The sequence below is a fragment of the Thermococcus sp. genome, from assembly GCF_027023865.1.
Taxonomy (GTDB): domain Archaea; phylum Methanobacteriota_B; class Thermococci; order Thermococcales; family Thermococcaceae; genus Thermococcus.
The window spans coordinates 1-12255 of sequence record NZ_JALVUC010000004.1 but is presented as its reverse complement, the minus strand read 5'-3'; the positions used below and the strand labels follow the sequence as shown (position 1 = coordinate 12255).

Annotated in this window: 13 protein-coding genes; 5 read left to right on the top strand and 8 right to left on the bottom strand. The window is 53.2% G+C overall.

Annotated elements, in window-relative coordinates; genetic code table 11:
- Window positions 1-123 precede the first annotated feature (123 nt).
- Entirely contained in the window at window positions 124-651 is a 528-nt protein-coding gene (locus MV421_RS01335) for a PadR family transcriptional regulator (protein ID WP_297503414.1), read from the bottom strand.
- Between the two features lie 122 nt (window positions 652-773).
- Between MV421_RS01335 and MV421_RS01330 the strand changes: the two genes are divergently transcribed.
- The 3 genes from MV421_RS01330 to MV421_RS01320 all read left to right on the top strand — a co-directional run bounded on the left by MV421_RS01330 (window position 774) and on the right by MV421_RS01320 (window position 6027).
- Window positions 774-1070: a hypothetical protein gene (locus MV421_RS01330; RefSeq protein WP_297421506.1), complete on the top strand. Its 297-nt coding sequence runs from the start codon at window positions 774-776 to the stop codon at window positions 1068-1070.
- Between the two features lie 81 nt (window positions 1071-1151).
- Window positions 1152-4880: an MMPL family transporter gene (locus MV421_RS01325; RefSeq protein WP_297421516.1), complete on the top strand. Its 3729-nt coding sequence runs from the start codon at window positions 1152-1154 to the stop codon at window positions 4878-4880.
- A 310-nt stretch (window positions 4881-5190) separates the two neighbouring features.
- Entirely contained in the window at window positions 5191-6027 is an 837-nt protein-coding gene (locus tag MV421_RS01320; RefSeq protein ID WP_297421504.1) for a radical SAM protein, read from the top strand.
- Window positions 6028-6084: 57 nt separating this feature from the next.
- Here the strand turns inward: MV421_RS01320 and MV421_RS01315 are convergent, their stop codons facing one another.
- The 3 genes from MV421_RS01315 to MV421_RS01305 are packed head-to-tail and all read right to left on the bottom strand — an operon-like array spanning window position 6085 to window position 7681.
- A complete protein-coding gene (locus tag MV421_RS01315; protein ID WP_297503420.1) occupies window positions 6085-6537 on the bottom strand; it encodes an Lrp/AsnC family transcriptional regulator in 453 nt (150 codons plus the stop codon).
- A gap of 54 nt (window positions 6538-6591) precedes the next feature.
- The gene (locus tag MV421_RS01310; protein ID WP_297421502.1) at window positions 6592-7146 is read right to left on the bottom strand and encodes an XTP/dITP diphosphatase; all 555 of its coding nucleotides are present in this window, start codon (window positions 7144-7146) and stop codon (window positions 6592-6594) included.
- Between the two features lie 46 nt (window positions 7147-7192).
- The gene (locus MV421_RS01305) at window positions 7193-7681 is read right to left on the bottom strand and encodes an adenosine-specific kinase (RefSeq protein ID WP_297421513.1); all 489 of its coding nucleotides are present in this window, start codon (window positions 7679-7681) and stop codon (window positions 7193-7195) included.
- A gap of 65 nt (window positions 7682-7746) precedes the next feature.
- Here MV421_RS01305 and MV421_RS01300 point away from each other — a divergent pair, with 65 nt between their 5' ends.
- The gene (locus tag MV421_RS01300; protein ID WP_297421500.1) at window positions 7747-8664 is read left to right on the top strand and encodes an Lrp/AsnC family transcriptional regulator; all 918 of its coding nucleotides are present in this window, start codon (window positions 7747-7749) and stop codon (window positions 8662-8664) included.
- On the opposite strand, the gene MV421_RS01295 is transcribed toward MV421_RS01300, so the two are convergent.
- Both MV421_RS01295 and MV421_RS01290 read right to left on the bottom strand, forming a co-directional pair.
- Window positions 8661-9593, bottom strand: coding sequence for an SPASM domain-containing protein (locus tag MV421_RS01295; protein ID WP_297421498.1), 933 nt, complete (start codon window positions 9591-9593; stop codon window positions 8661-8663). The genes MV421_RS01300 and MV421_RS01295 overlap by 4 nt on opposite strands.
- Before the next feature lie 97 nt (window positions 9594-9690).
- Window positions 9691-10116, bottom strand: a complete 426-nt coding sequence (locus tag MV421_RS01290) for a molybdenum cofactor biosynthesis protein MoaE (protein ID WP_297421496.1) — start codon at window positions 10114-10116, stop codon at window positions 9691-9693.
- A gap of 94 nt (window positions 10117-10210) precedes the next feature.
- On the opposite strand from MV421_RS01290, the gene MV421_RS01285 reads away from it, so the two are divergent.
- Window positions 10211-11083, top strand: coding sequence for a hypothetical protein (locus MV421_RS01285; RefSeq protein WP_297421493.1), 873 nt, complete (start codon window positions 10211-10213; stop codon window positions 11081-11083).
- Here MV421_RS01285 and MV421_RS01280 read toward each other — a convergent pair.
- Together MV421_RS01280 and MV421_RS01275 are read right to left on the bottom strand one after the other, a co-directional pair.
- A complete protein-coding gene (locus MV421_RS01280; protein ID WP_297421491.1) occupies window positions 11076-11774 on the bottom strand; it encodes a ThiF family adenylyltransferase in 699 nt (232 codons plus the stop codon). The two genes, MV421_RS01285 and MV421_RS01280, sit on opposite strands and share 8 nt — an antisense overlap.
- A 1-nt stretch (window position 11775) precedes the next feature.
- Complete coding sequence (locus MV421_RS01275) at window positions 11776-12042, bottom strand: ubiquitin-like small modifier protein 1 (protein WP_297421511.1); 267 nt, start codon at window positions 12040-12042, stop codon at window positions 11776-11778.
- Between the last annotated feature and the right edge of the window lie 213 nt (window positions 12043-12255).

Genomic DNA, 12255 nt, shown 5'->3' with positions numbered 1-12255 from the left:
GCCGAAGACCCGGCCTTCGGGCTGAGCCGAAACCGGCAACGGGAGTAGGTGATGGGCCCGTAAACCGAACCGCCATTAGCGAGGGATTAAGCCGAACCCTCGCCATTCACGGCGGAGAGGAGGTCAGCCCTCATTCTGCCCTTTTTTTAATGCATTTTTGGTTTTGTTCTCAGAGTTGAGCTCCTCAAGAGTTCTGATGAGGCCCCCCCGCTTGGCCTGCAGGATTGAGATGACATCGTCGAGAAGCTCGATGTATCTCTGGACGGCCTCCCTAGTTATCTCCCTTCCATACCCAAGTTCCCTGAGCTTTTCCCTGAGCCTCTCATGATACTCAACAGCAAGGTAGAGGGAACGCAGGGCTATCTCGTTCGATTCCCTAAGCCATTCCCATCCCTTCTCGGTAAGCCGGTACTTAACCCGCCGTCTCCTGCCCTGAAACTCTTCCCTTGGTTCGAGGAGGCCCTCTTCCACCATTTTGCCCAGCATGGTGTAGAGGTTCCCGTGGCTCGGTTTCCAAGTGCCGCCGGTAAGGTTCTCTATTTCCTTCATTATCTCGTAACCATGGGCCTCCTCATTGAGGCCAACGATTAGGAGTATCATGTTCTTCATGGGAACTGTGAAAAGGTTCCTCACCACCTTCCCGGATCCCATGGTCTCACCCGCAAAACTTTTATAGCCTTCAATTCCAAATATGTTTGATTCAAACATATCTTGTTCAAACATATTGTCGGTAAATCCTCGCCTTCATCCTATAAAAGAGTTGAGGTGGGAAAATGGCCTGGAACGACTGGATAGCCAAGCACGCCAAGCTCGTGATCCTCATCTGGATTGTCCTGATAATCCTCATGACTCCACTCGCGGCGAAGCTAACCGAGGTAACCAACTACGGCGAGAACCAGATGGTCTCCCATCAGATAGAGTCCGTAAAGGTCCAAGACATAATCTCCAGCGAGTTTACAAGGGCGCAGAACGAGAATCTCACATACCTCCTCATAACCAACGTGAACCTCAGCGATGAAAGGGCAGAGAAGGCCTACTATGCATTTAAGGAGAAGGTTGAGGGGAAATAGGCCGACAACGTTACCTCCTACTACGATGTTCTCAATGAACTTTGGAACACCACCTACGCAGTCACCCTAAACGTGACGAGGATGACGGCCAACCTCACGGGAATCCTCTACTCAACGGCGGTGCAGACGGATGAAGGGTTTGGAAGGCTCCTCAACATGACGTATACGCTCGACAACACGACCGAGATGGTGAAGAACGGCCTCGCCGGCGCGGCAGAGGGCTATCTGGCTCTAAGGCAGAACTTCACGGCTCTCTACAAACAGACCGTCCTCCTGAGGAGTGCATTGAACCAAACGGATGCGGCTTACGTTGCCCTTCACGAGAACCTCACTTCAACCGCGAAAATGCTCAAATCGCTGAACTCCACTTTGGTGAGCCTCAACTCCGGCCTCTACGCTCTCAACTCAACCTACGGAAAGGCGTACATGGGGGCAATAGCGGTTCACAGAGCTTTAATGATGAGCGGGGCCTACGACAAGGGTTTAACAGCAGCGGAAGCCGAGAAGATAGCCAACATAACGAAAACAACCCCCGAGTTTGTATACGCCGTCTTCAACTCGATTCAGCCGGTTTACTCCAAAGCGGGAAGCCAAGCCATCACCGACCCGTTCCTAGCCAACGTTACGGAAGGCATTGTAAAGGCAGGCTCACCCGCAGAGCAGCTTCCCCTCGTTGAGGCCTATGGAAGGGCCTTCTACCTCGGGATCAACGCCTTCGACAAGAAGGTAGGAAGCGAGTATGCCCTCCAGAACATGGCCGCCGAACAGCTTGAGGATGCAGTTTCAGGGATAGCGACCTCGGCACTCCAGAAACTCCCTGGGGTAATAGCCCAGAGCAACCAGACGGTCGAGGTTGAGGGCTTTGGCAGACTCAACGCGAGGAGCTTTTCGGGAATAGTTGAAACTGCAATCTCGCTCGGGCCTAATCCAAGCACAGAGGCCGTTGAGAACGCCACGGTTGAGGTTGCGCTCTCGCTCATGGACAACTCCACAAACAACCCCATCTCAAAGTTCCCAAACGCGAGGGAAGTCCTGAAGGAGCTTTTGAAGAATGGCCCGACAGTCGAGCTTGAGAAAAACATCCTCCTCTCGAGCATGGGTAGAAGCCTCCCCGGGAATGCCTTCAAATTTGTCCCCCTCATCGTTGACACCGTCTTTAAATACGACAGAAACGTCACAGGGGTTCTCTCAAAGAACCCGGTGGTTCTTGAAAACGCCACGATCTCAATCCTAAAGGGGATAACCGCCCAGATGGACCTAAGCGTTGACGAAAAGATACTCACTGAAATATACGAGAGTAGTGGGAACGCGGAGGTTCTCAACGGGATTGCCATCGAGATACTCAAGGCCAGAACAGCTGAGGAGCTATTAACGGCTGGAGTTCCGAACGCCGGAGAAATAGCCGATCTCATCGTCAAAACCGCCACCAAAGACCCGGAGGGGGTAATAAACGGCACAAATGTTGAGGACGCAACGGTTAAGGTTGCCTCAGCCATGGCCGCAGGGATGGGGGGCAATACCAGCTTTAACGTGTCGGAAATTGTGAGGAAACTCTACGGGGGGGTCAACCCCAGGGGGCTGGCAGAGAGCCTCTTCCTCAGAGGGGCCGAGGAAAAGATGGAAGGAACTAGCGCGGCCGTTTTGGAGGAGTTCAAGGCCCTCATTATGAACCTGACAAAGGCAGTGGTAAAGAACTACCCAATGAGTGATGAGGAGATAGAGAAGCTCGTCAAGGAGTCGGTAAAGGCCTTCCTCACATCCAGCAGAGCCAATCCCTACGGCATGGAGATGACCTTCAACACCTCAAAGCTCGCTGATATTGCCTTCCGCTTCAAGGATAATCCCGAGGGGATAACCCGGGGAGACGTTAAACCACTGGCGGAGGAGCTGTTCCCAACGGTGTACGCGAGGTCCGAGACATACCTTAAAATGTTGAAGAGCAACAACAACACCACGATGCTCATAACCTTCGTTCCGCGCGGAAGGCCCGGACCTGGCGACGACATTTACAGATACAGGGCAGGAAATGCGACGCGCGTGGAGGAGATAGCCCTTGGGGAGTTCAGGAGGTACTTCCCTGACGTTGATGGCGCCCTCGGGGGAACCGTCATCCAATCACACGAGATGACCGAGTACGGCCAGAGGGACAACAGCACGACGACGAAGGCAAGCATGATTGCCGCTCTCATCGTACTCTTCATCCTCATGGGGATGGCCCTCCTCGCGACGTTCCTTCCCTTCACAGGCGTTGCAACCTCCGCTCTGACGGCCCTCGGAATAGCCTACCTTCTAGCAAAGGGCGGAATCCTAAACGTCGGAAGCTGGGCGCAGATGCTCACCATAACGACCGCCCTCGGCCTAGGGATAGACTATTCGACATACTACGTCCACCGCTTCAGGGAGTACATTGCAGAGGGCTACGAGCACGAAAAAGCCGTTGCAGAAGCACTGAGAAGGGCCAAGGATGCAGTCCTTGCGAGTGCCTCAACTGACATCATAGCCTTCGCCAGCTTCACCCTCGCCTGGGAGTTCCCGATATTCCAGCAGATGGGAATAATAGCCCCCTTAGCCGTGGTGGTGCTCCTCGCGAGCCTCACCTTCATCCCGGCGATAACAGCCCTGATAGGGGATAAGAACTGGTTCTGGTGGCCACGGAGCGTGAGGCACCTGAGGACGATGGACGTCGACGAGCGGAGCAGGATCGCGGAGTGGATGATCAAACACGCCAGGGTTGTCCTCCTGATAGCGCTCCTCATAGCGGCACCGGCAACATACACTTTCGTGACATTCAAGGGGACCCACGACATGAGCCTCTTCCTCCCTGAGAACAGCAACACCCTCAAGTTCATAACGCTAAGCGAGGAGAAACTTGGGGCTTCGCTTACCTCTCCAAACTACGTGATAATCGAGTTCAACTGTAAGGTAACTGACAACGACCTCAAACTCGTGGATGAGATAACGGCACACATAGCTTCAATGAAGGGGGTTAAGGCAGTTTATTCACCGACGAGGCCCTACGGAGAACCGGTCGGCAACCTGACTCTCTCCTCAATAAAAGCCCTCGGAGGCGACAGGTTCATATCCTCGAAGGGCGACAAGGTGCTCATCCAAGTTGAGACCGACTACGGTTCCACTGGAAACGCTGCAAGGGAGTTCGTTAAGGCCCTCAGAAGCTACGTAAGGGAGCTGGCAGAGAAGAACCCACAGATAAAAGCCGGCCTCGTTGGAGGTGGTGCCGCACTCTCAATGGACTTAACCAACAGGATAAATGACATCTTCTGGCACAGGATAATCCCAGTGGCCCTAGTCCTGATGTTCCTGTCCCTCATACCTACACTCAAGGGGCTACCAGCAGTGGCTTCGACGATGACCACTATATTCCTCGGAGTCATGACGAGCATCTGGATCTCGACGTGGCTCTTCGAAAGGGTCTTTGGACAGCAGGTCATGTGGTTCCTCCCGCTGATGGTATTCGTCGTGCTCATGGGCGTCGGCATAGACTACAACAGCTTCTATCTCGTGAAGGCAAGGGACGAGTTCGAGCGCAGGAAGCCGGACGAGTCACTCATCGTCGCCGCTGGAACAATGGACAAGCTCGTCATAGGGCTCTCGGTGGTTCTGGCGAGTACCTACGGGGCATTGATGCTCAGCAGTACCTGGGGAACGAGGGAGATAGGCTTTGCCCTCGCGGCGGGCATACTCCTGACGGCAACCATGGCTGTTTATTTCATAGGACCTGCCTTCATGAGCCTCTTTGGGAAGAAGGCCTGGTGGCCACTATTCAGGGAGCACAAGGAAGCCAAGAAGTGATTTCCTTTTCCCATTTTGTCCCAAAACCGTTATATTTTTCCTATTCTGGACTGTTAAAACAGGTGATGTCCGGGGTGAAAACAGAAAAGCTCAATATCCCCCTACAACCCCCTGAGGTGAACAGGAATGAAGAGAAAGCTCAAAATCTACATTCCGGGCATTAAATTCCCCTCGCAGGACCGGGGGGTTTCACCCCCCACGTCCTTGCTAACCCCCTCCCCCCAAGGAAACTTTCCTGGGGAAAAGTTTCATCCAAAAACTTTTGATCAACTTTTGCTTCTGCAAAGGTTGTTAAAGGTGGCGGCCCAAAATGACAGGACGAAAAAAGCTCAAAATCTACATTCCAGGCATTAAGTTCCCCTCCATCTCAGTCACAGGCAACGCCTGCGCCTTAAACTGCGCCCACTGTGGGAGACACTACCTTGAGGGGATGAGGAAGCCCGAACGGGGAGAACTCTTGAGTTACTGCCTCGACCTCGCTAAAAACGGCTACATCGGCTGTCTCCTCAGTGGTGGAATGGACGGCAGGCTGAAGGTTCCCCTCGACCTCTACGCCGAGGAAATAAAGGAGATAAAGAGGAGAACGAACCTCAAGCTCAACGCCCACGTCGGCTTCATAGACGAAAGCGACCTGGGGTGGGTGAAGTACGTCGACGTTGTCTCCCTCGACTTCGTGGGTGACGACGGCGTGATAAAGCGCGTTTACAAGATAGACAAGACCGTGAAGGACTACCTCAAAATCCTCGATCTCCTCACCGAGAAGGGGATTAGAATCGCCCCCCACATTACGATAGGCCTCGACTTCGGGAGGATTCACTGGGAGTACAAAGCGATAGACATGCTGGCGGAATACCCCATAGATGTCCTCGTACTCGATGTGTTCATCCCAACGAAGGGAACCGAGATGGAAAACGTCCCAAAACCGGGCGTGGAAGAGAGCCTTGACGTGGTAAAGTATGCCCGCAATCACTTTGACGGAGAGGTAAGCATCGGCTGCATGCGACCGCTCGGGAGGTGGAGGCTCGACTTCGACAGGGGGGCGGTTTTAGCGGGCGTCGACAGGCTCACAAACCCGCCGAGGAAAATCGTAGAATGGGCAAAAACGGTGAGGGACGTGGAGGTAATCTACGAGTGCTGCGTTATGTAGGGCTCACCAAACCTCGCTTCATCACAAATCAGAAAGGAGAACGTCGATCATCGCCCGTTATAACTCCTCCTTAACCGTGACAAAGGACACCATTGTGACCGTCTGCCCGATTCCCCTTATCTCCCTGAGCCTGTCAACGACTATCTCGCCCACCTCCTCAGAGCTGGGGGCGCGGACCTTTATGAGCAGATCCCACTCACCTGCTATTATGTGCACTTCATAGACGCCGTCGAGAGCCGCTATCCTCTCGGCCACCTCCCTCTGGTTGAGGCCCGAATCCGGGTCGTAGCGTGCTAATATAAAGGCCGTAGTGCCAAGGTTGAGCTTCTTGTAGTTGGGCTTGACCGTGAACTTCTCTATCACACCTTCCTCAACAAGCTTCTTGATGCGGTAGTGGACGGTCGTCCTAGGTATGCCGAGCTTCTTGCTCAGGCTGGCTATGTTCTCCCTCGCGTTCTCCTTAAGCTCCCTCAACAATCGGGCATCGATGTTATCAAGCGAACCTGACATGGCGACCCCCTTCATCATCTGTACAAAGACTGCTGGATAGTTTGAACCACGGGCTTATTTAAGGTTTTCCTTTAGCCACTCTGCGAAGGCTTCTAAAGCCCTTCCTCGATGCGATATCTTGTTTTTCTCCTCCGTTGTCATTTCGGCGAAAGTTTTATCAAATCCCGACGGCCTGAAAACCGGGTCGAACCCAAAACCGTTACTTCCGCGCTTTTCAGTTATGATCTCCCCATCAACCCTGCCAGTGAAGAGGTGAAGTGTCCCGTCCCAGTAGGCGATGACGCTCTTGAAGTAGGCACTCCTGTCCCTCTCTTTCTCCAAGAGCCTCAAGATGCCATCCATACCCAGGGTTTTGTAAGCGTAGGCAGAGTAAACGCCCGGAAAACCTTTGAGGGCGTTGATGAAGAGTCCGGAGTCGTCGAGGAAGAAGGGACCATTTACCCTCCCGGAGAGCCATTCCGCACCGTATTCGGCAACCTCCTCAAGCGTGTCCGCCTGTATCTCTGGATAGGAAAAGCGGAGCTGGTAAACCTCAACTCCAAGGGATTCAAAGTACTTCTTAGCCTCTTCCACCTTGCCGGGGTTTGATGTGATGAATGCCAATCTCATGGAACCACCGGAGGGAGAAGAGAGGAGGGGGTAAAAAGGTTGTCGCTCAGTCGAACCTGTAGCCTATCCTCTCGACGAGCCCACGCCTCTCCTTCTTGAGTTCATCGTCTTCAACCATGTTGGCGGCCTTTCCGTCCACCACACCAAGGACACCCCTTCCAAGGTCGGTCTCGGCGACTATCACCTGGAAGGGGTTCTCGCTGGCCCCGTAGATCATAGCCACCGCGGGGTGGTTTTTGACGGCGTTCAGAACGTTTATAGGGAAGGCATTCTTCATTAAGATGACGAAGACGTGACCCGCCCCTATCTTGAGGGCGTTCTTTGCGGCGAGTTGTTCGAGTTCCTCATCGTTTCCGGCGAAACGGGTGAGCTGCGGCTTTGCCTCGTTCATCCCGATTCCGAACTTTATGCCGGGAACCGTCGTGAGAAGCGTCTTTGCAAGGTCATCGACGGTGAATATCGAGAAGTTGCCCTGCCCAACTATAACCTCAACCCCCTCGGGCTTCTCTATATCAACGACCTCTATCTTCACCATGGGCACCACCGGAAGGTTTAATATGTGAGAAGATATAACCTTTTCCCGCCGCGGCGGTGAGCAAAATGCAGGGTCCGGTTGAGGAGGAGCTGGAATTTCTAGTCAAAGTACTCGAGAGATACCCCCTCGACAGCCTGAGAAAGATAGCGGAGAAAGAGGGGATAAATTATTACAGGTTGAAGAGGCTCTACGACAGGTATTACGGCAAGTACCTCCACGTGAGCGCGGTTCTAAGCCTGAGGCGGATGGGGTTACGGAGCTTCGTCGGTTTTCTGAGTGTCCCCTCTGACAGGCTTATGGAAGTGGCCGCCAGAATGGTACAGAACCCGTTCATAAGCTACGCCAACCCAGCGTTCGGCTTTAAAAACGGCTTGTCCGTGATATTCCTCGTTCCCGACGACCAGAGAGAGCTTGCCGGAAAGATGCTCGAGAAATACTCCAATGACTACGAGTACTACGAGGCAAGGGCATATCCCTATAATGGCAACGACAACTTCGGAAGATGGAACCTCGACTACGACTACGCGGTTCTCATCGGAATCCTTAAGGCGAACGCGAGAACTCCCATAACGGAGATAGCCAGAAAACTCGGAAAGAGCAGACCGACGGTGAGGTACATGATAAACAGGCTGATAGATGAAGGAATAATCAGCGGCTTCAGCGCCTACTTCGACGTGAACGTCCACGATAGGGCGGTTATAGGATTAACCCAACACCTGAACGAGGAGGTTCTAGAGCGGTTTGAAGAGCACGAGATAAGCGTGGCGGTGCTCCCAGGATACGGTTATTTTCTGGAGTGGTACTTCTCCTCGAAAGAAGACTTGGGGAGTAAGATTCTAGAGTTCAGCAACTACGTGGAGAAGCTCATCATTGAGTACTTCGATCCAGCGTTCAAGGAGATAAACGACAGGAACATGAGAACGAGATATGAAAGGATGGCAAGGAAAGACGGAAAAGGCTGGCGCTCCATCCTTGAATTTTAGGGAAATATGGGACAGTACTCCATGCCGTCGAACTCACCGGTCGCCTGGAACTCAAGGACGCGACAGTCATGGCAGATGTAGCGGAAGGGGCAGGTATTGCAGGCCTCTATCCTGTCCTTGGTGAGCTTCCAGAAGTCCTTGAGGCGCCTCTTTTTGAGAATGCCCTTTATGCCCGTTAATTTCGCGTCGGCGACAATGAAGGTGCGCATTAGAGGACATGGGAGGACGTAGCCGTCGGCCGTTATCGCGATGGTTCCAGCGAGGCAGTCGTGGTACTTCTCCGTTGTCGGGTTAAATATCCTGCGGATCTCTATGACATTGAAGTCGAGCTTTCTAGCGGAGCCGGGATAGAGGACGTCCACGTATACCTCCCCCGGAAAGCTGATCTTGAGGCCCTTAAGCTCCTCGATGTTTGAACCCCTGACTGTTATCAGCGCGCCGTGGAGCCAAGTGTGGGCCTCAAGCCTACGCACGTTTTCCTCCGAGTACTCAAGCTCTGCAATGAACCTGACACCCTCAATGGGTTCAATCATCTCGATATCATCGAGGAGAACAACCGCGTAAACCTCCGGAACCTCGATCTCAACCGCGTAAGTTGCTATCGAGATGAGGTAGTCAAGGCTGTCGTAGTTCGTGAGCCAAAGCTCCCCCCCATCAGCCTTTTTGAACTCGCGAATCAGCTCTTTAACGCGCTCGACGCTCATCGGCTCCCTTCTAAGAACGAAGTGATTGTTGCCTATACAACCTATCGACCTGGGGATTCCAGTCGTCTCGGAGAACCTGCCCTTCCCCGCACCGAGCTGGAGGATAAGCCTCTCAAGCTTGCCACAGTGGGACTTGTTACTCCAGGGGGGCTTTGAAACGGCCACGATGTTGGGAACCGTACCAGAATCAACGGGAGTGAGTGATTCATAAACGACCTTCTCCACCCGACATCACCAATGGAAAAATGGCACGAGGATATATATACTTTTTCTATTCCGATTTTGTAAACTATTAAAAATAGTATACAAAAAATGGAAAGGCTCATTCGTGAACTACCCTGTCTCCCTCTATCCAGAAGGTTCCCCCATCGGTTACCTCCTTCTTCCACACAGGGACGCGCTTCTTGACCTCATCAATCGCCCAGGAACAGGCCTCAAAGGCCTCCTTTCTGTGTCCAGCGCTGGCTATGATGAGTATCGTATCCTCACCAACCCCAAACTCGCCGTAACGGTGCCATATCAACATGTCGATGATGGGAAACTTCTCCAGTGCCTCCTCCCTTATGCGCCTCATCTCCTCCCCGGCCATATCGGGATAGGCCTCGTATATGAGCTTCTTCACATGCCTTCCGTGACTCTCACTCCTTACCTTACCGAGGAAGAAAACGTACGCTCCTGCCTCGGGAACGAGGAGGTGCCCCAGTGCCTCGTTGAGGTCAAATGGTTTCGAGGTGAGTTTCACCTTCATGCTCCCCCACCAAAAGAAGTTGAAAAGGCTGGTTAAAAAGGGAGCGGTGTGAAAAGGTTTAAAGCAAATGACACAAAACAACTCCGGTGGGAAGATGAAGAAGTATGCGATGCTCGTCATAGTAATCCTCCTAATAGGCTTTGCCGCTGGGTGCATTGGCCAAGGAAAAAACGGGAGTACCACGACGGTTCAGTCCGGAAACGGTCCCCTGGTGAACGTAACAACCGAGAGCCAGAGTCACACTCAGACCACTACTACGACCAGGCCACCCGCAACGGGGAACGGAAAGACCCCAAACCTCAAGGAACTCCTGAAGGCCGTCAATGGGATAGACCAGTTCATCTACGTGAGCAACACGACCATCAACATGACTGTCACAATAAAGAGTAACAAAACCTCCCAGAGCGAGAACCTGACCCTCTTAATCGATGAGAAGGGCTACATCGACTTCCAATCAAAGAGCGCGTGGATAAACTCCACGACAAAGACCCCGCCCGTGGGACCGTCAACAACGATATCCCGGATAGTCATCGGGAACGCGACGTACATGCACATCGTCAGTGGATGGGTAAAGCTCAACGACTCGCGGGTAAGCGAGATGGTGTGGAGGTTCAACATTGTGGGTCTGGCCAGAACCTACCTGACGAAAAAGCCGAACTCCATAAAAACCGGGGAGGTGACGGTACTGACCTACAGCGTGCCTGACTACCTCATAACGCCGCTGGCTAGGAACTACTTCGCAACCTCACCCAACTCGAGCGTCGAAGTCCAAAATGGCACGTTGGAGCTTTACTTCAACGGGGACAGGCTGATAGGTGGAAAGCTGAGCTTCCACGTGGAGGCGGAGGCGAGGGTAAAAGACAACCTCCTTGGAGAGATGAACATCAAGCAGAAAGGCCTGTGGGTCGAGATGTTCAGGATAACCTCAATAAACGTGAAGGAAGAAGTGAAGGCCCCGTCTACCTGAGTTCAACGACGTCAAAGGTGTTGTAGGCGAGGTCGATTATCAGGAGCCTGTTGGTCAGAGGCTCACCGATGCCCGTGAGGAGCTTAAGAACCTCCATGACCTGGATGGAGCCTACGACGCCAGCGGTCGCCCCAATAATGGGGAACTTCCCGCTTTTTTCCTTAACCACACCGAAGATCTCGTGGAGGGACTTCGTGAGGCCAGGGACTACCGTCGTAACCTGGCCGAACGTTCCCTCAACCGCGCCGTGGACGAGAGGAATTCTCTTCCTGTGGGCGTAGTCATCGAGCAGAAAGCGCGTGGCAAAGTTATCGAGGCAGTCGACGATTACGTCAACGCCATCAAGGACTTCATCGATGTTCTCGGCGGTGAGTTTTCCAACGAAGGTCTCGATTTTTACATCCGAATTGAAGCGCTCCAGCTTCCACTTCGCGGAGATGGGCTTGGGGTTTCTACCCAAATCTTCCCCCCAATGGAGTATCTGCCTGTTGAGGTTGCTGAGTTCCGGCTTTTGCTCATCTATAAGGAGGAGCGTGCCGATTCCAGCGGCGGCCAGGTAGTATGCGACAGGACTTCCAAGGCCGCCGACACCGACAACGGCCACCTTCGAGTTCTTCAGCTTCTCCTGGCCCTCCCGTCCAAAGATCATGACCTGCCTGTCGTAGCGCTCAAGCTCTCTCTCACTCAGCATCTCAACCACCGCTCACGGGGGGGAATATAGCAACGACGTCTCCATCACGGAGAACCTCGTCGAAGCGGACGTAGCGCCCGTTTCTGGAGACATTGACGTCTGCCAGATCATCGTCCTCGGCGAAGACCTCGTTCTTGAGAGCTGGATGCCTCTCCTTCAGAATCTCTATAAGCCCGCCGACTGTTATTTCGTCTGGGACCTCAAGTTCCTCCTCGCTTTTGCCAACGAGGGAGCGGTAGCGCGCGAAGTAGCGAACGGTAACCTTCATCCACATCACCCCAAGGAGGTTGGAGGGGGGAGTTAAAAAGGGTTGCTGGACGTTTCTGATTATAAGCCCTCGGAAAGAACTTGGAGTATAGTCTACCATCATACCCCTCTGATCACTGCATTTAAAGCCTGCCTGTTGCAGTTCCGTCCCGTTTACTGGGTTCACTTCCACCTTCACTTCCTCCCAGTTCTTAGCCCCGTACTCGTTGGGTTT

Coding starts and splice junctions, on each gene's coding strand:
- MV421_RS01335 (WP_297503414.1), bottom strand. CDS start 651: ATGGGATCCGGGAAGGTGGTGAGGAACCTTTTCACAGTTCCCATGAAG.
- MV421_RS01330 (WP_297421506.1), top strand. CDS start 774: ATGGCCTGGAACGACTGGATAGCCAAGCACGCCAAGCTCGTGATCCTC.
- MV421_RS01325 (WP_297421516.1), top strand. CDS start 1,152: ATGACGGCCAACCTCACGGGAATCCTCTACTCAACGGCGGTGCAGACG.
- MV421_RS01320 (WP_297421504.1), top strand. CDS start 5,191: ATGACAGGACGAAAAAAGCTCAAAATCTACATTCCAGGCATTAAGTTC.
- MV421_RS01315 (WP_297503420.1), bottom strand. CDS start 6,537: ATGTCAGGTTCGCTTGATAACATCGATGCCCGATTGTTGAGGGAGCTT.
- MV421_RS01310 (WP_297421502.1), bottom strand. CDS start 7,146: ATGAGATTGGCATTCATCACATCAAACCCCGGCAAGGTGGAAGAGGCT.
- MV421_RS01305 (WP_297421513.1), bottom strand. CDS start 7,681: ATGGTGAAGATAGAGGTCGTTGATATAGAGAAGCCCGAGGGGGTTGAG.
- MV421_RS01300 (WP_297421500.1), top strand. CDS start 7,747: ATGCAGGGTCCGGTTGAGGAGGAGCTGGAATTTCTAGTCAAAGTACTC.
- MV421_RS01290 (WP_297421496.1), bottom strand. CDS start 10,116: ATGAAGGTGAAACTCACCTCGAAACCATTTGACCTCAACGAGGCACTG.
- MV421_RS01285 (WP_297421493.1), top strand. CDS start 10,211: ATGAAGAAGTATGCGATGCTCGTCATAGTAATCCTCCTAATAGGCTTT.
- MV421_RS01280 (WP_297421491.1), bottom strand. CDS start 11,774: ATGCTGAGTGAGAGAGAGCTTGAGCGCTACGACAGGCAGGTCATGATC.
- MV421_RS01275 (WP_297421511.1), bottom strand. CDS start 12,042: ATGAAGGTTACCGTTCGCTACTTCGCGCGCTACCGCTCCCTCGTTGGC.